Raw genomic sequence first — 20,172 nt, 5'->3', positions numbered from 1 at the left:
CACTACCATGGCGGTCTTCGAGGATGAGGACACTCCATGACCGCAGATCAGTCCCTGACGCCCGGCTTCATGATCGTCCACGGCAACCGCCTGGACGCGCTGCGCGAGCTGGCAGTGGCCTGGATGGGGCGCTATCCGCTGCGCCCGCTGGAGAACGAAGTGGTGCTGGTGCACAGTAACGGCGTGGCGCAGTGGCTCAAGCAGGCGCTGGCCGAGGACCCGCGCGAGGACGGCGGCGGCTGCGGTATCGCTGCGGCCATCGACGTGCAGCTGCCGGCCGCCTTTCTCTGGCAGGCCTACCGCACGGTGCTCGGCCGCGAGGCGATTCCCCGCGTGTCGCTGCTCGACAAGGGCCCGCTGACCTGGCGCCTGATGCGCCTGCTGCCGGCGCTGCTGGAGCGCGACAGCTTCACTCCGCTGCGCCGCTTCCTCGCCGAGGACGACGACCTGCGCAAGCGCCACCAGTTGGCCGAGCGCCTGGCCGACCTGTTCGATCAGTACCAGGTGTACCGCGCCGACTGGCTGGAGGACTGGGCCGCCGGCCGCGACCAGCTGCGCAAGGCCAGCGGCCAGATCGTGGCGCTGACCGAGGAGCAGGGCTGGCAGGCCGAACTGTGGCGCGCGCTGCTCGCCGACGTGGGTGCCGAGGGCCTGGCGCAGAGCCGCGCCGGCGTGCACCGGCGCTTCCTCGCCCGGCTGCGCGAAGTGCACGAGGCGCCGCGCGGCCTGCCTCGCCGGGTCATCGTGTTCGGCATTTCCTCGCTGCCGGCCCAGGCGCTGGAAGCGCTCGGCGCGTTGGCGCGCTTCAGCCAGGTGCTGCTCTGCGTGCACAACCCCTGCCGCCATCACTGGGCGGACATCGTCGCCGACAAGGACCTGCTGCGCCATCAGTACCGCCGCCAGCAGCGGCGTCCCGACATGCCCGCCGACCTGCCGGCCGAGCTGCTGCACCAGCACGCCCAGCCGCTGCTGGCCGCCTGGGGCAAGCAGGGCCGCGACTACATCAACCTGCTGGACAGCTACGACAGCCCCGACGATTACCGCGCGCTGTTCCCCGCCCAGCGCATCGACCTGTTCAGCGAGGACGCGCCGGCCACGCTGCTCGGCCAGCTGCAGGACGACATCCTCGAACTGCGCCCGCTGGCCGAGACCCGCGAACGCTGGCCCGCGCTGGACCCGCAGCGGGACCGCTCGCTGCGTTTCCACATCGCCCACAGCCCGCAGCGCGAGGTGGAGATCCTCCACGACCAGTTGCTGGCACGCTTCAGCGCCGACCCCGGCCTGCATCCGCGCGACGTGATCGTCATGGTGCCGGACATCGACCGCTACACCCCGCACATCCAGGCGGTGTTCGGTCGGCTCGCTCGCGACGACGCACGCTTCATCCCCTTCACCCTGGCCGACCAGGGCCGGCGCGGCCGCGAGCCGCTGCTGATCGCCGTCGAGCATTTGCTCAACCTGCCGGACAGCCGTTTCGCGGTCAGCGAGATCCTCGACCTGCTGGACGTGCCGGCGCTGCGCGCGCGCTTGGGCATCGCCGAGGGCGACCTGCCGCAGCTGCACCGCTGGATCGAGGGCGCCGGCGTGCGCTGGGGGCTGGACGCCGCGCAGCGCCAGCGCTTCGGCGTGCCGGCGAATCTGGAGCAGAACAGCTGGCTGTTCGGCCTGCGTCGCATGCTGCTCGGCTACGCGGTGGGCGAGGGCGCGCCGCTGGACGGCATCGAGCCCTACGCCGAGATCGGCGGTCTGGATGCGGCGCTGCTCGGCCCGCTGGTCACCCTGGTCGAGCGCCTGCAGCTGGCCTGGCGGGAACTCTCCCGGCCGGCCACCGCGCCGCAGTGGGGCGAACGCCTGCGTGCGCTGCTGGAGGTGTTCCTGCGCCCGAGCGACGAGCAGGACGAGCTGCTGCTCAGCCAGTTGCTCCAGGCCCTGGAGGGCTGGCTGGAGCAGTGCCGCGAGGCCGGGCTGCACGAGGAACTGCCGCTCACCGTGGTGCGCGAGGCCTGGCTCGGCGCGCTGGACCAGCCCAGCCTCGGCCAGCGCTTCCTCAGCGGCGCGGTGAACTTCTGCACCCTGATGCCGATGCGCGCCATTCCGTTCCGCGCGGTCTGCCTGCTGGGCATGAACGACGGCGACTACCCGCGCACCCAGGCGCCACTGGACTTCGACCTGATGGGCGGCGACTACCGCCCCGGCGACCGCTCGCGTCGCGAGGACGACCGCTACCTGCTGCTCGAAGCTCTGCTCTCGGCGCGCGAGCAGCTGTACGTCAGCTGGATCGGCCGCAGCGTGCGCGACAACAGCGCGAAGCCGCCGTCGGTGCTGATCGGCCAGCTGCGCGACCACCTGGCCGCCGGCTGGCGGCTGGCCGGTCGGGAAGACGATGACGAAGCGCTGCTCGCGGCGCTGACCTGCGAACACCCGCTGCAGCCGTTCAACGCCGCCTATTTCGGCGCCGATGGCGAGCTGTTCAGCTACGCCGGCGAATGGCTGGCGCTGCACCAGGGTGAAGCGGGCAAGCAGCCGGAAGGCGACCTGCCGCCGTACCCGGTGGACGGCGCCCTCGAGCTGGAAACCCTGCAGGACTTCCTGCGCAACCCGCTGCGCCAGTTCCATCAGCTGCGCCTGAAGCTCCACCTGCGCGACGGCGACCCGCCGCCGCCGGATGCGGAGTGCTTCGAGCTGGACGGCCTGCAGCGTCACAGCCTGCGCGACGCGCTGCTGCGCGCGGCCCTCGATGAAGCCGACGCGCAGGCCGCCGGGCAGCGCCTGCACGAACAGGCGGCGCTGCTGCAGCGCAGCGGCCTGCTGCCGCTGTCCGGGTTCGGCGAGCTGCATGGCGCGGCGCTGCTGGAACCGCTGCCGGACCTGCTGGAGGCCCGCCGGCATCTGCTGACGCTGTGGCCCGAGGCGGTGGCCTCGCCCCAGGCGGTGGGCTTCCAGCACGGCGAGCTGTCGGTCGGCGGCTGGCTGCCCGGGTTGCGCCGCAATGCCCTGGGCGAACTGCTCAGCCTGCGCGTGCAGCCCGGCGCGCTGGGTCTGCAGCCGAAGAAGCGCAAATGGCACCACCTGATGCGCCCCTGGGTCGCCCACCTGCTGGCCAGCGCCTGCCGTGTGCCGCTGCACACCGTCCTGCTCGGCAGCGACGGCGGCCTGCGTCTGGCGCCGCTGCCGGCGCAGACGGCGGAGACTGCGCTGCGCGCGCTGCTGGACGCCTGGCTGCGCAACCTGCAGCAACCGCTGCCGCTGGCGCCAAAGACCGCCTGCGCCTACCTGCTGGAAGGCGCCGACGAGGCGGGCCGCAGCGCCTACGAAGGCGCCTTCCGGACGCCCGGCGAGCGCGACGAAAGCGCCGACCTGCGCCGCTACTTCGCCGACTACGACAGCCTGCTGGCGGTCGACGGCGCCCGCGATCTGTGGAACGCCCTGTACGGCCCGCTGGTGGCGGCCGACTGGCAGGCACTGGAGGTGCCGGCATGAGTGACAAACCCAATCTGGCACTGGACCTGCCCCTCACGGGCAGCCGGCTGATCGAGGCCAGCGCCGGCACCGGCAAGACCTTCACCATCTCCGCGCTGTACGTGCGCCTGGTGCTCGGCCACGGCGGCGAGGCACGCGGCTTCGGTCGTGCACTGCTGCCGCCGGAAATCCTCGTGGTGACCTTCACCGAGGCGGCCACCCAGGAGCTGCGCGACCGCATCCGCACGCGCCTGGCGCAGAGCGCCCGGCATTTCCGGGGTGAACTGGCCGACCCGGACGAGCTGCTGGTCGCCCTGCGCAACGAATACCCGCCGGCCGACTGGCCGCGCTGCGCCCTGCGCCTGGACACCGCCGCGCAGTGGATGGACGAGGCCGCCGTGTCCACCATCCACAGCTGGTGCCAGCGCATGCTGCGCGAGCACGCCTTCGACAGCGGCAGCCTGTTCACCCAGACCCTGGAAGCCGACCAGAGCGACCTGCTGGCCGAGGTGGTGAACGACTTCTGGCGCGCACACTTCTACCCGCTGCGCGGCGCCGCGCTGGGCTGGGTGCACCAGCATTGGGGCAGCCCCGCCGCCCTGCGCCAGCGGGTGCGGCCGCTGCTCGGGCTGGGCCTCGGCGTGGCGCATGCCGATATCCGCGCGCTGATCGAAACCGCGCTGGCCGAACGCGGCCAACGCCTGGCCGCGCTCAAGGAGCCCTGGCTGCTGTGGGCCGAGGAGCTGCGCACCCTGCTGGATGACGCACGTGCCCGCAAAGCACTGGATGGCAGCAAGCTGAAGATCAACCTGTACACCGGCTGGTGTGAAAAGTTGCTGGCCTGGGCGGCCGACCCCGAGGCGGCACAGCTGGATATCGGCAAGGGCTTCGAGCGGCTGACCCCTGACGGCCTGGCCGACGCCTGGAAAGTCGGCACACCCTTCGACCACCCTTGCCTGCAGGCCATCGCCGAGCTGCCGGCGGCGCTCGCCACGCTGGCCGACCCGGACGACGCGCTGCTGCGCCATGCCGTGCAGTGGATCGAACAGCGCTTCGACCGGGAAAAGCGCCAGCGCGCGCAGATCGGTTTCGACGACATGCTCACCCGCCTGGACGCCGCGCTGGCCGGCGACAGCGGCCAGCGGCTGGCCGAGGTGATCCGCCGGCAGTTCCCCATGGCGCTGATCGACGAGTTCCAGGACACCGACCCGCTGCAGTACCGCATCTTCCAGCGCATCTACGGCATCGGCGAGGCGCGCGACGATTGCGCCATCCTGCTGATCGGCGACCCCAAGCAGGCGATCTACGCCTTCCGTGGCGCCGACATCTTCACCTACCTGAAGGCGCGCGCCGCCACCGAAGGCCGCCACCACAGCCTGGACACCAACTTCCGCTCCAGCACGGCGCTGGTCGAGGCAGTCAACGACCTGTTCCAGTTCGCCGAGCGGCAGCCGCTGGGCGCCTTCCTGTTCAAGAGCGAGGCGGGCAACCCGCTGCCGTTCCACCGCGTGAACGCGCGCGGCCGTGCGGAAACGCTGGAGATCGACGGTCAGGTCCAGCCGGCCATGACCCTCTGGCACCTGGCCGAATCGGCGCCGATCAGCGGCGACCGCTACCGGCGCGAACTGGCCGCCGCCAGCGCCACACAGATCACCCGGCTGCTCAACCTCGGCCTGGCCGGCCAGGCCGGTTTCCGGCGCGCCGACGGTACGTTGCAGCCGCTGTGCCCGGCGGACATCGCCGTGCTGGTGCGCGATGGCCGCGAAGCGCGGGCCATCCGCCAGCAGCTGGCGCGACGCGGGGTGCGCAGCGTGTACCTGTCGGACAAGAGCTCGGTGTTCGACAGCCAGGAGGCCGCCGACGTGCTGGCCTGGCTGCGCGCCTGCGCCGGGCCCGACGACGAGCGTCTGCTGCGCGCCGCGCTGGCCACCGTCACCCTCGGCCGCTCGCTGGCCGAGCTGCACGCGCTCACCGAGGACGAACTGGCCTGGGAAGCGCGCGTCATGCAGTTCCGCGGCTACCGCCAGCAATGGCGCCGGCAGGGCGTGCTGCCGATGCTGCGCCACCTGATGCAGGACTTCGCGCTGCCGCAGCGGCTGATGGCCGGCGACGACGGCGAGCGCGCGCTGACCAACCTGCTGCACCTGGCCGAGCTGCTGCAGCAGGCCGCCGGCGAGCTGGACGGCGAACAGGCGCTGATCCGCCACCTGGCCGAGCACCTGGACGGCCAGGGGCAGGGCGCCGAGGAGCAGATCCTGCGCCTGGAAAGCGATGACGCGCTGGTGCGCGTGGTGACCATCCACAAGTCCAAGGGCCTGGAATACCCGCTGGTGTTCCTGCCGTTCATCTGCTCGCACCGCCCGGTGGAGGGCGATCCGCCGCTGCGCTATCACGACGGGCAGGGCGAGCTGCAGGTCGCCCTGCGCCCGGACGCCGCCGCCGTGGACCGCGCCGACCGCGAACGCCTGGGCGAGGACCTGCGTCTGCTCTACGTGGCGCTGACCCGCGCCCGGCACGCCTGCTGGCTGGGGCTGGCCGAGCTTAAGCGCCGCCAGGGCAAGGAGTCCTGCCTGCACCGTTCGGCCATCGGCTACGTGCTGGCCGGCGGCGAGCCCTTCGAGCTGGCGCCCCGGCTGGCCGCGCTGCAGGCCGCCGGGTCCGAGATCCAGCTGGCCGCGCCGCCGTCGCCCAACGAGCAACGCTTCTTGCCGCCGGCCGCCGACAACGCCGCGCTGCAGGCGCGCCTGCCCAAACGGCGCGCCCTGGAACACTGGTGGATCGCCTCCTACAGCGCCCTGGCGCTGGCCGGCGACGATGCGGTCGAGCCGATCGAAGCCCCGGACAGTCCGGCCGCCCAGAAGATCCACGACGACGATGCGCAAAGCCGCGAATTCGCTGGCGCGGCCGAGGGCGCCGAGCTGCACCGTTTTCCGCGCGGTCCGCAGCCCGGCACCTTCCTGCACGGCTTGCTGGAATGGGCCGGCCGCGAGGGCTTCGCCGAGGCGCTGGACAACCCCGCCGCGCGGCGCGAAATGCTCGCCCGCCGCTGCCAGCTGCGCGGCTGGCAGCAGTGGATCGAGCCGCTGGACGCGTGGCTCGGGGACTACCTGCAGGTGCCGCTGACCGCCGGCGAGCGGCCGCTGCGCCTGGTCGACCTCGGCCACTACCAGGTGGAGATGGAGTTCTGGTTCTCCAGCCGCCAGGTGGACGTGCAGCGCCTCGATGCCCTGGTGTGCGCCCACACCCTCGACGGCGCGCCGCGCCCGGCGCTGGCGCCGAGCCGGCTGAACGGCCTGTTCAAGGGCTTCATCGACCTGGTGTTCGAGTTCGAGGGGCGCTACTACGTGGCCGACTACAAGTCCAACTGGCTGGGCGGCGACGCGCTGGCCTACCACGCCGAGGCCATGCGCCAGACCATGCTGGAGAAGCGCTATGACCTGCAGTACGTACTCTACCTGCTGGCCCTGCACCGCCAACTGAAGGCGCGCCTGCCCGACTACGACTACGAACGGCACATGGGCGGCGCGCTGTACCTGTTCCTGCGCGGCGGCGCCCATGGCGTGCATGCCGAACGGCCGCCGCGCGCGCTGATCGAGGCGCTGGATCGCCTGTTTGCCGGCCATGCGGAGGTCTGCCCATGAATCTCGATCTGTTGGCCCGGCAACTGCGCGACGAAGCCTATCCCCTGCTTTCCCAGGTGCTGAGCGAGCGCGATCAATTGATCGCCCAACTGGATCTCTGGGTGCGCCGGGGCTGGTTGCGGCCGCTGGACCGCGCCTTCGTCGGCTTCCTGCGCGAACGCGAGCCGCAGGCCTCGCCGCTGCTGTTGCTGGCCGCCGCGCTGGCCAGTCACCAGTTGGGTCAGGGTCATGTGTGCCTGGACCTGGCCGTCACCCTCGACGAGCCGGATTTCGCCCTGTCCCTGCCGCCCGAAGGGGAACAGGCCGGTGAAACGCGCCTGCCGTCGCAACTGCTCGCCGGCCTGGACCTGGCGCAGTGGCAGGCGGCGCTGGCCGCCAGCGCGCTGGTCGAAGTCTGGCAGGGCGGTGACCCGGCGCAGCAGGCCCGCCCGCTACTGCTGTGCGAAGGGCGCCTGTACCTGCGCCGCTACTGGAGCTACGAGCAGCGCGTGGCGCACAGCCTGCGCCAGCGATTGGCCGAGCCGCTGACCGTGCCCGACGACCTGCCCGCGCGGCTGGACGCGCTGTTCCCGGCCAGCGACGAGGCGCGGGTCGACTGGCAGAAGCTCGCTTGCGCGCTGGCGGTGCGTGGCCGCTTCACACTGATCACCGGCGGCCCCGGCACCGGCAAGACCACCACCGTGGTGCGCCTGCTGGCGCTGCTGCAGGCGCCCGCGGTGGCGAGCGGTCAGGTGCTGCGCATTCGCCTGGCCGCGCCGACCGGCAAGGCGGCGGCGCGGCTCACCGAATCCATCGGCCAGCAGGTGCGCACGCTGGCGGTGGACGCGGCGGTGCGCGCGGCCATTCCCCAGGAAGTGCTGACCCTGCACCGCCTGCTCGGCAGCCGCCCGGACACCCGCCAGTTCCGCCACCACGCCGGCAACCCGCTGGGGCTGGACGTGCTGGTGGTGGACGAGGCGTCGATGATCGACCTGGAAATGATGGCGCGCCTGCTCGACGCCCTGCCGGCCCATGCGCGGCTGATCCTGCTCGGCGACAAGGACCAGTTGGCCTCGGTGGAGGCCGGCGCGGTGCTCGGCGACCTGTGCCGCGACGCCGAGGCCGGTCATTACGATCCGCCCACCCGCGCCTGGCTGGAACAGCTGGCCGGCCGACCGCTGGACGAACCGGGACTGCTGCCGGGCGAAGCCGGTCGGCGTCCGCTGGCCCAGCAGACGGTGATGCTGCGCCACTCGCGGCGCTTCGGCGCCGACAGCGGCATCGGCCAGCTGGCGCGCCTGGTCAATCGCCAGGAGGCGGCGGACGCCCGCCGGTTGCTGGCGCAGGGCGCGCCGGACGTGCATGCCCTGCGCGGCGTGCCGGCCGGCCTGGCGCGGCTGATCAGCCAGGGCCACGGGGGCGCGGAGGGTTATGCGCATTACCTGCGCGAGCTGCAGGCCGGGCGCCCGCTGGACATGGAGCCGCTCAACGGCCCGGCTTGGCAGGACTGGGCGAACAGGGTGCTCGGCGCCTTCGACCGCTTCCGCCTGCTCTGCGCGCTGCGCAAGGGCGACTGGGGCGTGCAGGGCCTGAATCAGCGCGTGCAGGATGAGCTGCAGCGCCAGGGGCTGATCGATCCCGCCCACGAATGGTACGAGGGCCGCCCGGTGCTGGTGACCCGCAACGATTACGGGCTGGGCCTGATGAACGGCGACATCGGCATCGCCCTGCGTCTGCCCGGCGAGGACGGTGCGCCGCTGTTGCGGGTGGCCTTCCCGCGCAACGACGGCTCCGGCGGCGTGCGCTTCGTGCTGCCCAGCCGCCTCACCGCCGTGGAGACCGTGTTCGCCATGACCGTGCACAAGTCCCAGGGCTCGGAGTTCGCCCACACCGCGCTGGTGCTGCCGGACGCGCTGAACCCGGTGCTGACCAAGGAGCTGCTGTACACCGCCATCACCCGCGCCCGCGAACGGTTCACCCTGGTGGAACCGCGTGCCGGGGTGTTCGAGGCGGCGGTGCAGCGCCGCGTGCGGCGGGTCAGCGGGCTGGGGGTGGAACTTTAGGCGGGGGGCCGCGCCTAGCCGGCCGCACCTGGCGCGCGAGGGTGGATCGATGGAGCGCGATCCACCCTACGTGACTGTCGCCCATCGAGGATGGAGAGGGTTCCCGCCTGCAAGACGTAGGGTGGACAACGTCGTTCTTGTCCACCATCGCGCCGGCACGGCGCGCTTGTGGCGCGTGGGTGCATCGGTGGGACGCGATGTACCTGGCGCGCTGTCTCCGGTCAGGGGCGGGGGAAACTATGACCTGACGGTGAGGGTTTCCGCCTGCACGCGCGGCAGCGGCCGGGGCCGCCAGTCCAGCTCGGCGGCCGGCAGCGGGCGGCCGAACCAGTAGCCCTGGCCGAGGCCGCAGCCGTAGCGGGCGAGCAGCGCGGCCTGGGCGGGCGATTCGATGCCTTCGGCCACTACGGCCAGGCCCAGGCTGTGCGCCAGGGCGATGATCGCCCGGGTGATGGCGGCGTCATCCTCGTCGTCGGGCAGGCCGGCGATGAAGCCCTGGTCGATTTTCAGCTTGTCCACCGGCAGGCTCTTCAGGCGCAGCAGCGAGGAATAGCCGGTGCCGAAGTCGTCGATCGACAGGCGCACGCCGAGGTTGCTCAGCCGTCGCAACTGCTCGCAGGCCGCGTCCGGATCGTGCATCACCGCGCTCTCGGTGACTTCCAGCTCCAGGCAGCCGGAACGCAGCCCGGTCTCCGTCAGTACGCGGCGCACGTGCTCTTCCAGCTCGCCCCGGCTGAAGAGGCGGCTGGAAACGTTCACCGCGATGAAGTCGAGGTCGATGCCCGCATCCTGCCAGGCGCGCATCTGTCGGCAGGCGGCGCCGAGCACCCAGGTGTCGATGGCGGCGATCAGGCCGTTTTCCTCGGCCAGCGGAATGAAATCGCCGGGAGGAATCATTCCGCGGGACGGGTGTCGCCAGCGGACCAGTGTTTCCACCCCGCGCACCTGGCCACTTTTCAGGTCGAGAATCGGCTGGAAATTGAGCAGCAGGTGCTGGGCCTCGATGGCCTGGCGCAGTGCGGCGCCCAGCTCCATGCGCTGGCGTGCCTGCAGCGTCAGCTCCTGGGTGTAGAAGGCGTAGGTCTGCCGGCCGCTCTGCTTGGCCTTGAACAGCGCGGAGTCGGCATTGCGGATCAACTGGTCAAGCTGGGTGCCGTCCTCGGGGAACAGGGCGATGCCGATGCTGGTGGTCAGGAACAGCGTGGCGCCGGCGATCTGGAAGGGGGCATGCAGGCTTTGCAGCACGGCTTCGGCCAGCGCGGTCGCCCGCTGCGCGTCGCCACCGTCCTCGCAAAGCAGGGCGAATTCGTCGCCGCCCAGGCGCGCCACCGTCAGGCCCTTGCCAACCGCCGACAAACGCTCGGCCACCTTGCGCAGCACTTCGTCGCCGGTGCTGTGGCTGAGGCTCTCGTTGATGTCCTTGAACAGGTCCAGGTCCAGCAGCAGAACGCAGCCGCCCTGCTGGCTCTTCGCATTGCGCTCCAGGGCATGCTGCACGCGCTCGTTGAACAGCAGGCGATTGGGCAGGCCAGTCAGCGGGTCGTGGTGAGCCAGGTGGTCCAGCTCCTGCTGGGTCTGCTTCATCGCGCTGATGTCGGAGAAGATCGCCACGTAGTGGGTCAGTTCGCCGAACTCGTTGCGAATGGCGTGGATACGCTGCCATTGTGGAAAGATCTCGCCGTTCTTGCGGCGATTCCAGATCTCGCCGCTCCAGCTGCCATGGGCCTGCAGCTCGCCCCAGACGATGTTGTAGAAACTGCGGTCATGGCGGCCCGATTTGAACAGGCTCGGCGTGTTGCCCAGCACCTCGGCCTCGGTATAGCCGGTAATGCGCTCGAAGGCCCGGTTGACGTGGATGATGCGGTTCTGGGTGTTGGTGATCACCACCCCCTCGAGGGTGTTGTCGAACACGGCAGCCGATTGCCGCAGGCGGTTTTCATGCTGGCGGCGTACTTGCAGCTCATCGTCGAGCAGGCGGCGCTGCAGGCGCAGGAACAGGTACAGGAGCAGGGTGCTGATCGCGACGAAGATCAGACCCTTGTAGGTCTGCCAGGCGTAGTACTGCTCGCCGGGACCAAGCCAGCGCAGCAACAGCTGGTTGCTGAGGAAAACCCAGAGGGTGGAGCCCAGGGCATAGCCCACCGTCAACAGGAGGGCATTCGGGAACGCTTTCATCGTGAACTGCAAGCGCCGGCGGGAATAGGCGCGGCAGTATACGGAAGTTCACTCAGCGCGACGACTGGCCGAAGGTTACCGTCGGATTGATACCGGGCAACGAAACGGCGGGTCCCTGGCGCCAGAATGCCGCAAACATGCGGGAATCACCGTCTGTCGGAAACCTTCCAGCATGCGGAACGGTGAACCGGCTCGCCTTTTCCGCGGCAACATTGGCCATCGGTAGGCTTCAAAACCCGATTTTTTTCTGTCATAAAGGCCCGCACCTAACTTTTGTTGTGGTTTGTAACAGGTTCGATGCCTGGCCAACAGGAAGGCACAACAGGCAGGTGAAAGGCCGAGCGGTACCGTTGGGGACGGTCGGTCGCGAATATCGTCGGAACGCTGGGGGGAAAGGTGTTCCGACCGATGCGCTCGAAGACGGGCCAAAAACCCGGCTCGAAAAAACCAAAACTGGAGTAAGAACAAATGAAAAAAACTGCCGTGGCTGTAGCCGTCGCCGTCAGCGCCCTGGGCATGAGCCAGTTCGCTGCCGCTGATTTCGTCAAGGACAGCAAGCTGAGCCTGGACCTGCGTAACTACTACTTTGCTCAGGACACCGATGAGTTCAACGGTGCAGCAGGAGTTGAAGGCGGCCAGTGGGGCCAGGCCTTCATGCTGAACTACAAGTCCGGCTTCACTGAAGGCGCGATTGGTGTCGGTGTCGACCTGTTCGGTGCCGCTGCGTACAAGCTGGCTGACCACGGCGACCAGCAGGCCGCCATGCTGTTCGAGCGCTATAGCGCAGACGAGTCGGCCGAGCGCCTGAACAAGGGTGGTGCCACCCTGAAGGCCCGCGTCGGCAAGACCACTGGCTACCTCGGTGCCCTGCGTCCCGTTACTCCGGTCCTGGTCTCCAACGATGCACGCATGCTGCCGCAGCTGTTCGAAGGCGCGATGCTGACCAACCAGGATGTCGCTGGCCTGACCCTGACCGCAGCTCACCTGACCAAGGTGTCCATGCGTGACGAGGATCAGTGGACTGACAATAACGACCGCTTCGGTGGCGAGTTCTCGCTGCTGGGCGCCGACTACAAGGTAATGGACGGCCTGACCGCCCAGTACTACTTCGGCCAACTGCACAACACCTACAAGCAGCACTTCGCTGGCTTGAAGTACTCCGCAGCCGTGGGCGCCGGCAAGCTGGGCGCTGACCTGCGTTACTTCAACACCTCGGAAGATGGTGATGGCGATGGTCGTGCTAATCCCCGCAACGACAACAAGCTGTGGAGTGCATTGGTCAACTACTCCATCGCCGGCCACACCTTCGGTGTTGGCTACCAGGAACTGTCGGGTGATACCGGCTTCGGACAGCTGAGCAACAGCAACTACCTGATCTCCGAGCGCATGATCGGTAACGGCCTGATGGCTAACCAGGATGAGAAAGTCACCCTGGTCAGCTACGGCTTCGACTTTGGCACCGTGGGTGTCAAGGGCCTGAGCGCTAGCGTCCTGCACCAGATGGGCGACGGCGGCGTGCTGGAGCGCGATCACACCGAAACTGACGTTGTGGTGGGCTACACCATTCCGGAGGGTCAGTTCAAGGGTCTGGGCGCTCGTCTGATGCACGGCATGTACGACGGCGACGGCAAGACCGCCGACATCGACCAAACCCGCTTCATCGTGAACTACAGCATCCCGCTGATGTAATCACGGCTTCGCTGTAACCGAACCCCTGTCGTCCTTAGGCGGCAGGGGTTTTTGTTTGCCTGTGTCTCGCCCATGGTGATATGCACCGCTGGCACGCCCAACTGTGGGAGCGCAAAAAGCCGTGCGCCCGGGATGCGGTGCATTACCGATGTCTTTCCGATAGCACCTTGATATGCATCAATATGGCCGTGTGCCGCCACCGGCATCTTTGGTCTAACCCTGATGAGCAGTAGGAGCCGACCATGTTCAAACCCGTGATGCTGGCCTTGAGCCTGACTGTGAGCGCCAGCGCCTTTGCTGCGCCCAGCAACGAACCGATTCAGCCGATCCAGCCGGCCAAGGTGACCAACCAGGCCAAGGTGGAGCTGGGCAAGCAGCTGTTCTTCGACCCGCGCCTGTCCAAGTCGGGCTTCATTTCCTGCAACTCCTGCCACAACCTCTCCATGGGCGGCAGCGACAACCTGCCGTCCTCCATCGGTCACAACTGGCAGCAGGGCCCGATCAACTCGCCGACCGTGCTGAACTCCAGCCTGAACCTGGCGCAGTTCTGGGACGGTCGTGCGGCGGACCTGAAGGAGCAGGCCGGTGGCCCGATCGCCAACCCGATGGAAATGGGCTTCACCCATACCCTGGCGGTGGACGTGCTGCAATCCATCCCGCAGTACCGTGAATCCTTCAAGAAGGTCTACGGCAAGAACGCCATCGACATCGACCAGGTGACCGACGCCATCGCCGCCTTCGAAGAGACCCTGGTGACCCCGAACTCGCGCTTCGACCAGTGGCTCAAGGGCGACAAGAAGGCCCTGAACAAGGACGAACTGGCCGGCTACCAGCTGTTCAAGGACGTGGGCTGCACCGCCTGCCACAACGGTAGCGCCGTGGGCGGCAACTCCTTCCAGAAGATGGGTCTGGTCGAACCCTACGCCACCCAGAATCCGGCCGAGGGTGTTGCCGGCCTGACCGGCAACGATGCCGACCGCATGAAGTTCAAGGTGCCGACCCTGCGCAACGTCGAGCTGACCTACCCCTACTTCCACGACGGTGCCTACTGGAACCTGGAAGAAGCGGTCGACGTGATGGCCCGTCTGCAGTTGGGTCGCAAGCTGGAGCAGAAGCAGATCGCCCAGATCACCGCCTTCCTGAAGACCCTGACCGGCGAGCAGCCGAGCTTCGCGCTGCCGATCCTGCCGCCGTCCACCGCCAAGACCCCGCGTCCGCAGCCGTTCAACTGATCGGCCAGACGTGACGAAGAACCCCGGTGCCGCAAGGCCCCGGGGTTTTTTGCTGATAGTTCAGCCCTGCCCCTGCCGATACTGCAGCGCTTCGGCCAGGTGCGGGCGGCCGACGTGTTCGCTTTCCTCCAGGTCGGCCAGGGTGCGCGCCACCTTGAGCAGTCGGTGGGCCGAGCGCAGCGAGAGTCCCAGGCGTTCGCAGGCCTTTTCCAGCCAGAGGCGGTCTTCGTCCGCCAGCACGCAATGGCGGCGCAGCCCCGGCAGGTCGAGGAAGGCGTTCGCGCAACCCTGGCGGGCCTGCTGGCGCGCCCGCGCGCGGGCCACCTGGTCGGCCGCCTGCGGGGTGCTTTGCGGCGTGGTCTCCGTGGGGGCGAGCTGGGTGGTTTCGCGGGCCACCGTGACGTGCAGGTCGATGCGATCCAGCAACGGCCCCGACAGCTTGTTGCGGTAGCGCTGCACCTGTTCCGGCGTGCAGCGGCAACGCCCGCCGGCATCACCCAGGTAACCGCACGGACAGGGATTCATGGCGGCGACCAATTGGAAGCGCGCCGGAAAACGCAGCTTCTCCGTGGCGCGGGCAATGACGATCTCGCCGCTTTCCAGCGGCTCGCGCAGCACTTCCAGCACCTTGCGATCGAACTCGGGCAGCTCGTCGAGAAACAGCACGCCCTGGTGGGCGAGGGTGATCTCGCCGGGGCGCGGCCGGCTGCCGCCGCCCACCAGCGCGGGGCCGGAGGCGCTGTGGTGTGGATTGCGAAACGGACGCTGCGGCCAGTGGCTCAGCGGTGTATGGGCGGCCACCGAATGGATGGCGGCCACCTCCAGGGCTTCGGACTCCTCCAGCGGCGGCAGCAGCCCGGGCAGGCGGCTGGCCAGCAGCGTCTTGCCGGTGCCGGGCGGGCCGCTGAGCAGCAGGTTGTGGGCGCCAGACGCGGCCACCAGCAGGGCGCGCTTGGCGGCCAACTGGCCGTGCACGTCGGCGAGGTCCGGATAGGGTTGCGTCTGGCGCAGCAGCCCCTGGGCCTGGTAAGGCGCCAGCGGTTCCTGGCCGGTGAGGTGCGCGGCCAGCTGCAGCAGGTGCTCGACCGCATACACCTCGAGCCCCGAGGCCAGGCTGGCTTCCTCGGCGTTCTGCGCGGCGACGATCAGCTTGCGCCCCGCTGCGCGCGCGGCCAGCGCGGCCGGCAGCACGCCGCGTACCGGGCGCAGCTCGCCGGACAGCGCAAGCTCGCCCAGGCATTCGTAGTGGCAGAGGGGTTCGTTGGGCACCTGGCCGCTGGCGGCGAGAATGCCCAGGGCGATGGCCAGGTCGAAGCGGCCGCCATCCTTGGGCAGGTCCGCGGGCGCCAGGGACAGCGTGATGCGTCGCTGCGGGTACTCGAAGCCGCAGCAGAGCAGGGCGCTGCGCACGCGATCCTTGCTTTCGCGCACGCTGGTTTCCGGCAGGCCTACCAGGGTCAGCGAGGGCAGGCCGTTGGCCAGGTGGGCTTCCACGCTGACGGCAGGGGCCTCGACACCCACCAGCGCGCGGCTATGGACCAGGGCCAAAGACATGCATCACTCCTTGATTAACGGCACCCCGCATCCTTGCAGGGGGGATTGGGCGCTGCGTGCTCAGGCCTGCTCGGTGCGCTGCGCTTCCAGCTCCGCCACGCGGGCTTCGAGGGCTTCCAGGCGGGCGCGAGTACGGGCCAGCACGACCATCTGGCTGTCGAACTCGTCGCGACTGACCAGATCCAGCTTGCTGAAGGCGCTCTGCAGCAGGGCCTTGAGGCGAGATTCCAGCTCCGCGGGCGGCAGCGAGGTTTCGCCGATCAGGCGGGCAGCCTGGCTGCTGATGGCATCGAACAAGGCTTTGGGCGGCAGCATGGGCGGCTCCTGAGGGAAAGTCGGCGGGCAGTTTAGCGCAGAACGGCTGGCCGGGAATCTTGCAGCCGCGGCCACGGGCCGGGCACCGCTCCGACCAAAGCCTAGGGCCGTGCACGTAAAAGACGCACCGGGCCGGGCTGCCGTGCTCCATCCTGGTGCGTCGCCGCCGGTCGGCAGCCCGCGCCCATCGCTGCGGCCCGCGTGGGCCGTGGCTTGCAGGCACCTGGCAAGCTTTTCGCTATATCCCAAGTGTCACGTGCACTGATGCAGAACCTGAGCCCGCCTTTCGACCGCAGCGCTCCAGGACAGAAGAAAACGACTGCGCCAGCGCCGGCGATGCGTTCCAAAGGCCAGACACTGAGCTTAGACTTGCCGTGGGGTTAAGTACTTCTGGGGCAAGTCCACCTAACGGGAGAAGTTTCATGAAACTAGTCACTGCCATCATCAAGCCGTTCAAACTGGACGACGTCCGCGAGTCGTTGTCCGACATCGGTGTTCAAGGCATCACCGTCACCGAGGTCAAGGGCTTCGGACGGCAGAAGGGCCACACCGAGCTGTACCGTGGCGCCGAATATGTCGTCGACTTCCTGCCCAAGGTGAAAATCGAAGTGGCCATCGACGATGACCAGCTCGACCGCGTCATCGAAGCCATCAGCAAGGCGGCCAATACCGGCAAGATCGGCGACGGCAAGATCTTCGTCGTGAACCTGGAGCAGGCCATTCGTATCCGTACCGGCGAAACCGGCACCGACGCGATCTAACGCCCCCTCCGACCCCACCCCGCCCCAGGAGTAACAACCATGACTCTGCGAAAAATCGCAGGGCTAGGCGCCCTGTTGTCTTTAGGTTTCTCAAGTCTGGCCATGGCCCAGGAGGAAACCGCCACCCTGAATGCCGGCGACACCGCCTGGATGCTGACCTCCACCGCCCTGGTGCTGTTCATGACCATCCCCGGCCTGGCGCTGTTCTACGCCGGCATGGTGCGCTCCAAGAACGTGCTCTCGGTGATGATGCAATGCTTCGCCATCACTGGTCTGATGAGCATCCTGTGGTTCGCCTACGGCTATAGCCTGGCCTTCAGCACGGAAGGCATGGAAGCTGGTGTGTTCAACATCAACTCCATCGTCGGCAGCCTGGACAACGCCTTCCTCAGCAACCTGACCAAGGACGCCCTGGTCGGCGCCTTCCCGGAAAGCGTATTCGTCACCTTCCAGATGACCTTCGCGATCATCACCCCGGCCCTGATCGTCGGTGCCTTCGCCGAGCGCATGAAGTTCTCCGCCATGCTGGTGTTCATGGCCGTGTGGTTCACCATCGTCTATGCCCCCATGGCCCACATGGTCTGGGGTGGCGACGGCGCCCTGCTGTGGGACGAAGGCGTGATCGACTTCGCCGGCGGCACCGTGGTGCACATCAACGCCGGTATCGCTGGCCTGGTGGCCTGCCTGGTGCTGGGCAAGCGCAAGGGCTTCCCGACCACCCCGATGGCCCCGCATCACCTGGGCTACACCCTGATGGGCGCCGCCATGCTGTGGATCGGCTGGTTCGGCTTCAACGCCGGTTCCGCCGCCGCCGCTGACGAAACCGCCGGCATGGCCATGCTGGTCACCCAGATCGCCACTGCCGCCGCTGCGCTGGCCTGGATGTTCGCCGAGTGGATCACCCACCGCAAACCCAGCGCCCTGGGCATCGCCTCCGGTGTGGTCGCGGGCCTGGTGGCCATCACCCCCGCCGCTGGCGCGGTCGGCCCGGTCGGCGCCCTGGTGATCGGTCTGGCTTCCGGTGTGATCTGCTTCTTCTGTGCCACCAGCCTCAAGCGCAAGCTGGGCTACGACGACTCGCTGGACGTCTTCGGCGTGCACTGTGTCGGCGGTATCGTCGGCGCGATCCTGGTCGGTGCCTTCGGCGCCCAGTCCCTGGGCGGCTTCGGCGAGATCGAGAGCATCGCCACCCAGCTGTGGATCCAGACCGAAAGCGTGCTGTTCACCGTCGTGTACACCGGTGTCCTGACCTACGTGATCCTCAAGGTGATCGATCTGGTCATGGGCCTGCGGGTGACGGAGGAAGAAGAGACCATCGGCCTCGACCTCAGCCTGCACAACGAGCGCGGCTACAACCTGTAAGCCGAGCGGTGCCCGGCCTTGCGCCGGGCACCCGGTGGGCCCCGCCTGCCGCCTTCCTCAAGCGCGCCTGACGCGCAACAGCAAGGAACAACACAATGGAAAGCAGTGCCCTGATACCCGTCCAGTACGGCTTCGATACCTTCTATTTCCTGATCTGCGGTGCCCTGGTGATGTGGATGGCGGCCGGTTTCGCCATGCTCGAATCGGGTCTGGTGCGTGCCAAGAACACCGCCGAGATCCTCACCAAGAACATCGTGCTGTATTCCGTGGCCTCCATCATGTACCTGCTGGTCGGCTACTACATCATGTACTCCAGCCCGGAAGGCGGCATCCTGCCGAGCCTGGGCTTTCTGATCGGCGACGAGAACGCCGTTGACGTGGTCGCCGCCGGCGGGGAAGACGCTCCCTACTATGCTGCCCGCGCCGACTTCTTCTTCCAGATCGTGTTCGCCGCCACCGCGATGTCGGTGGTGTCCGGCGCCGTGGCCGAGCGCATGAAGCTGTGGGCCTTCATCGCCTTCGCGGTGGTGATGACCGGCTTCATCTACCCGATCCAGGGCTTCTGGAAGTGGGGCGGCGGTTTCCTGGACGCCGCCGGCTTCTCCGACTTCGCCGGCTCCGGCCTGGTCCACATGGCCGGTGCCTCCGCTGCCCTGGCCGGTGTGCTGCTGCTGGGCGCCCGCAAGGGCAAGTACGGCCCCAATGGCCAGATCAACGCCATCCCCGGCGCCAACCTGCCGCTGGCTACGCTCGGCACCTTCATCCTGTGGATGGGCTGGTTCGGCTTCAACGGCGGCTCGCAGCTGAAGATGAGCACCATCGAAGATGCCAATGCCGTGGCCCAGGTGTTCGTCAACACCAACCTGGCCGCCGCCGGTGGCCTGGTGGCCGCGTTGATCACCGCGCGCCTGCTGTTTGGCAAGTCCGACCTGACCATGATCCTCAACGGGGCGCTGGCCGGCCTGGTGGCCATCACCGCCGAACCGCTGACCCCGAGCGCTGAGCAAGCCATGCTGATCGGTGCCGTGGGGGGTGTACTGGTGGTGTTCAGCATCCTCGGCCTGGACCGCCTGAAGATCGATGACCCGGTCGGCGCCATTTCCGTGCACGGCGTGGTCGGTATCTGGGGTTGCCTGATCGTGCCGGCCACCAACGCCGACGCCGCTTTCGGTGCGCAGTTGCTGGGCGTGGTGTGCATCTTCGCCTGGGTGTTCTTCGCCAGCCTGATCGTGTGGGCAATCATCAAGGCGGTGATGGGCCTGCGCGTCACCGAGGAAGAGGAATACGAGGGGGTGGACGTGGCTGAATGTGGCCTGGAGGCCTACCCGGAGTTCACCAGCACGCGCTGAGTCGTACTCTCTGACAAAGGGCGCCTTCGGGCGCCCTTTGTTTTTTCCGTCGCCACGCTAGAATGCGCGCCAAAATCGCCAGCCGGCACGCACAGGGTGCGTCAGCGAGCACGCGTGACTGCTGCTTTAGGCGAAGTCGAAATTTTTTTTGTCTGGGCTATAACTACCCGACTTCGAGCAAGACATGAGGTGAATATGAGCGACGAAGATCTCGAACAGGACGAACTGGAAACCACCGACGAGGAGGAAGGCGAGGAGCTGAGCGCCGCCGAGGAGATTGACGGCGACGATGACGTCGAGGCACCTGCCCCCACCAGCAAGAAGGTCAAGCAGGCGGTCGATCCTGAAGAGCTTCCCAGCGTGGAGGCCAAGCAGAAGGAGCGTGATGCGCTGGCCCGCGCCATGGAAGAATTCCTCGCGCGCGGTGGCCGGGTCCAGGAGATCGAGCCCAACGTCGTCGCCGATCCGCCCAAGAAGCCGGACAGCAAGTACGGCAGCCGCCCCATCTGAGTCGGTTCCGTGAATGAAAAAACCCACCGTGAGGTGGGTTTTTTCGTTTGACGCAGCAGCCTGGCGGCACGCCCATTGTTGGA

12 protein-coding genes are annotated in these 20,172 nt (G+C 68.1%); 9 read left to right on the top strand and 3 right to left on the bottom strand.

Annotated elements, in window-relative coordinates; all coding sequences use genetic code 11:
* Positions 1-36 precede the first annotated feature (36 nt).
* From recC to recD, 3 genes are read left to right on the top strand one after another with little or no spacing between them, the layout of a single operon-like run.
* Entirely contained in the window at positions 37-3,480 is a 3,444-nt protein-coding gene (recC, locus tag PT85_RS11445) for an exodeoxyribonuclease V subunit gamma (RefSeq protein WP_039606696.1), read from the top strand.
* Positions 3,477-7,100, top strand: coding sequence for an exodeoxyribonuclease V subunit beta (gene recB / locus PT85_RS11440; protein ID WP_039606695.1), 3,624 nt, complete (start codon positions 3,477-3,479; stop codon positions 7,098-7,100). The genes recC and recB overlap by 4 nt, the downstream gene beginning before the upstream one ends.
* Positions 7,097-9,142 (top strand): exodeoxyribonuclease V subunit alpha, encoded by a 2,046-nt coding sequence (gene recD / locus PT85_RS11435; protein WP_039606694.1) that lies wholly within the window; start codon positions 7,097-7,099, stop codon positions 9,140-9,142. The genes recB and recD overlap by 4 nt, the downstream gene beginning before the upstream one ends.
* A 237-nt stretch (positions 9,143-9,379) precedes the next feature.
* Here recD and dibA read toward each other — a convergent pair whose 3' ends face one another.
* Positions 9,380-11,317: a phosphodiesterase DibA gene (dibA, locus tag PT85_RS11430; protein ID WP_037008421.1), complete on the bottom strand. Its 1,938-nt coding sequence runs from the start codon at positions 11,315-11,317 to the stop codon at positions 9,380-9,382.
* Positions 11,318-11,785: 468 nt separating this feature from the next.
* On the opposite strand from dibA, the gene PT85_RS11425 reads away from it, so the two are divergent.
* Together PT85_RS11425 and PT85_RS11420 are read left to right on the top strand one after the other, a co-directional pair.
* Entirely contained in the window at positions 11,786-13,006 is a 1,221-nt protein-coding gene (locus PT85_RS11425) for an OprD family outer membrane porin (RefSeq protein WP_027589130.1), read from the top strand.
* A 257-nt stretch (positions 13,007-13,263) separates the two neighbouring features.
* Positions 13,264-14,238 (top strand): cytochrome-c peroxidase, encoded by a 975-nt coding sequence (locus PT85_RS11420; RefSeq protein ID WP_051587312.1) that lies wholly within the window; start codon positions 13,264-13,266, stop codon positions 14,236-14,238.
* Positions 14,239-14,298: 60 nt separating this feature from the next.
* Here PT85_RS11420 and PT85_RS11415 read toward each other — a convergent pair whose 3' ends face one another.
* Together PT85_RS11415 and PT85_RS11410 are read right to left on the bottom strand one after the other, a co-directional pair.
* Positions 14,299-15,792, bottom strand: coding sequence for a YifB family Mg chelatase-like AAA ATPase (locus PT85_RS11415; RefSeq protein ID WP_027589128.1), 1,494 nt, complete (start codon positions 15,790-15,792; stop codon positions 14,299-14,301).
* 60 nt (positions 15,793-15,852) lie between these two features.
* Positions 15,853-16,107 (bottom strand): accessory factor UbiK family protein, encoded by a 255-nt coding sequence (locus PT85_RS11410; protein ID WP_027589127.1) that lies wholly within the window; start codon positions 16,105-16,107, stop codon positions 15,853-15,855.
* A 422-nt stretch (positions 16,108-16,529) separates the two neighbouring features.
* Between PT85_RS11410 and glnK the strand changes: the two genes are divergently transcribed.
* The 4 genes from glnK to sutA all read left to right on the top strand — a co-directional run bounded on the left by glnK (position 16,530) and on the right by sutA (position 20,089).
* Positions 16,530-16,868, top strand: a complete 339-nt coding sequence (gene glnK, locus PT85_RS11405; protein ID WP_027589126.1) for a P-II family nitrogen regulator — start codon at positions 16,530-16,532, stop codon at positions 16,866-16,868.
* Between the two features lie 39 nt (positions 16,869-16,907).
* Positions 16,908-18,230: an ammonium transporter gene (locus PT85_RS11400; protein WP_027589125.1), complete on the top strand. Its 1,323-nt coding sequence runs from the start codon at positions 16,908-16,910 to the stop codon at positions 18,228-18,230.
* A gap of 95 nt (positions 18,231-18,325) precedes the next feature.
* Positions 18,326-19,579, top strand: coding sequence for an ammonium transporter (locus PT85_RS11395; protein ID WP_027589124.1), 1,254 nt, complete (start codon positions 18,326-18,328; stop codon positions 19,577-19,579).
* A gap of 195 nt (positions 19,580-19,774) precedes the next feature.
* Complete coding sequence (gene sutA, locus PT85_RS11390; RefSeq protein WP_027589123.1) at positions 19,775-20,089, top strand: transcriptional regulator SutA; 315 nt, start codon at positions 19,775-19,777, stop codon at positions 20,087-20,089.
* The last annotated feature ends 83 nt before the right edge of the window (positions 20,090-20,172 follow it).

Source organism: Pseudomonas flexibilis (assembly GCF_000806415.1).
Taxonomy (GTDB): domain Bacteria; phylum Pseudomonadota; class Gammaproteobacteria; order Pseudomonadales; family Pseudomonadaceae; genus Serpens; species Serpens flexibilis.
This window is presented reverse-complemented; position numbering and strand designations above follow the sequence as displayed.

Bases quoted from the DNA above. Each gene is read 5' to 3' on its own strand.
- recC (WP_039606696.1), top strand. From the start codon at position 37: ATGACCGCAGATCAGTCCCTGACGCCCGGCTTCATGATCGTCCACGGC.
- recB (WP_039606695.1), top strand. From the start codon at position 3,477: ATGAGTGACAAACCCAATCTGGCACTGGACCTGCCCCTCACGGGCAGC.
- recD (WP_039606694.1), top strand. From the start codon at position 7,097: ATGAATCTCGATCTGTTGGCCCGGCAACTGCGCGACGAAGCCTATCCC.
- dibA (WP_037008421.1), bottom strand. From the start codon at position 11,317: ATGAAAGCGTTCCCGAATGCCCTCCTGTTGACGGTGGGCTATGCCCTG.
- PT85_RS11425 (WP_027589130.1), top strand. From the start codon at position 11,786: ATGAAAAAAACTGCCGTGGCTGTAGCCGTCGCCGTCAGCGCCCTGGGC.
- PT85_RS11420 (WP_051587312.1), top strand. From the start codon at position 13,264: ATGCTGGCCTTGAGCCTGACTGTGAGCGCCAGCGCCTTTGCTGCGCCC.
- PT85_RS11415 (WP_027589128.1), bottom strand. From the start codon at position 15,792: ATGTCTTTGGCCCTGGTCCATAGCCGCGCGCTGGTGGGTGTCGAGGCC.
- PT85_RS11410 (WP_027589127.1), bottom strand. From the start codon at position 16,107: ATGCTGCCGCCCAAAGCCTTGTTCGATGCCATCAGCAGCCAGGCTGCC.
- glnK (WP_027589126.1), top strand. From the start codon at position 16,530: ATGAAACTAGTCACTGCCATCATCAAGCCGTTCAAACTGGACGACGTC.
- PT85_RS11400 (WP_027589125.1), top strand. From the start codon at position 16,908: ATGACTCTGCGAAAAATCGCAGGGCTAGGCGCCCTGTTGTCTTTAGGT.
- PT85_RS11395 (WP_027589124.1), top strand. From the start codon at position 18,326: ATGGAAAGCAGTGCCCTGATACCCGTCCAGTACGGCTTCGATACCTTC.
- sutA (WP_027589123.1), top strand. From the start codon at position 19,775: ATGAGCGACGAAGATCTCGAACAGGACGAACTGGAAACCACCGACGAG.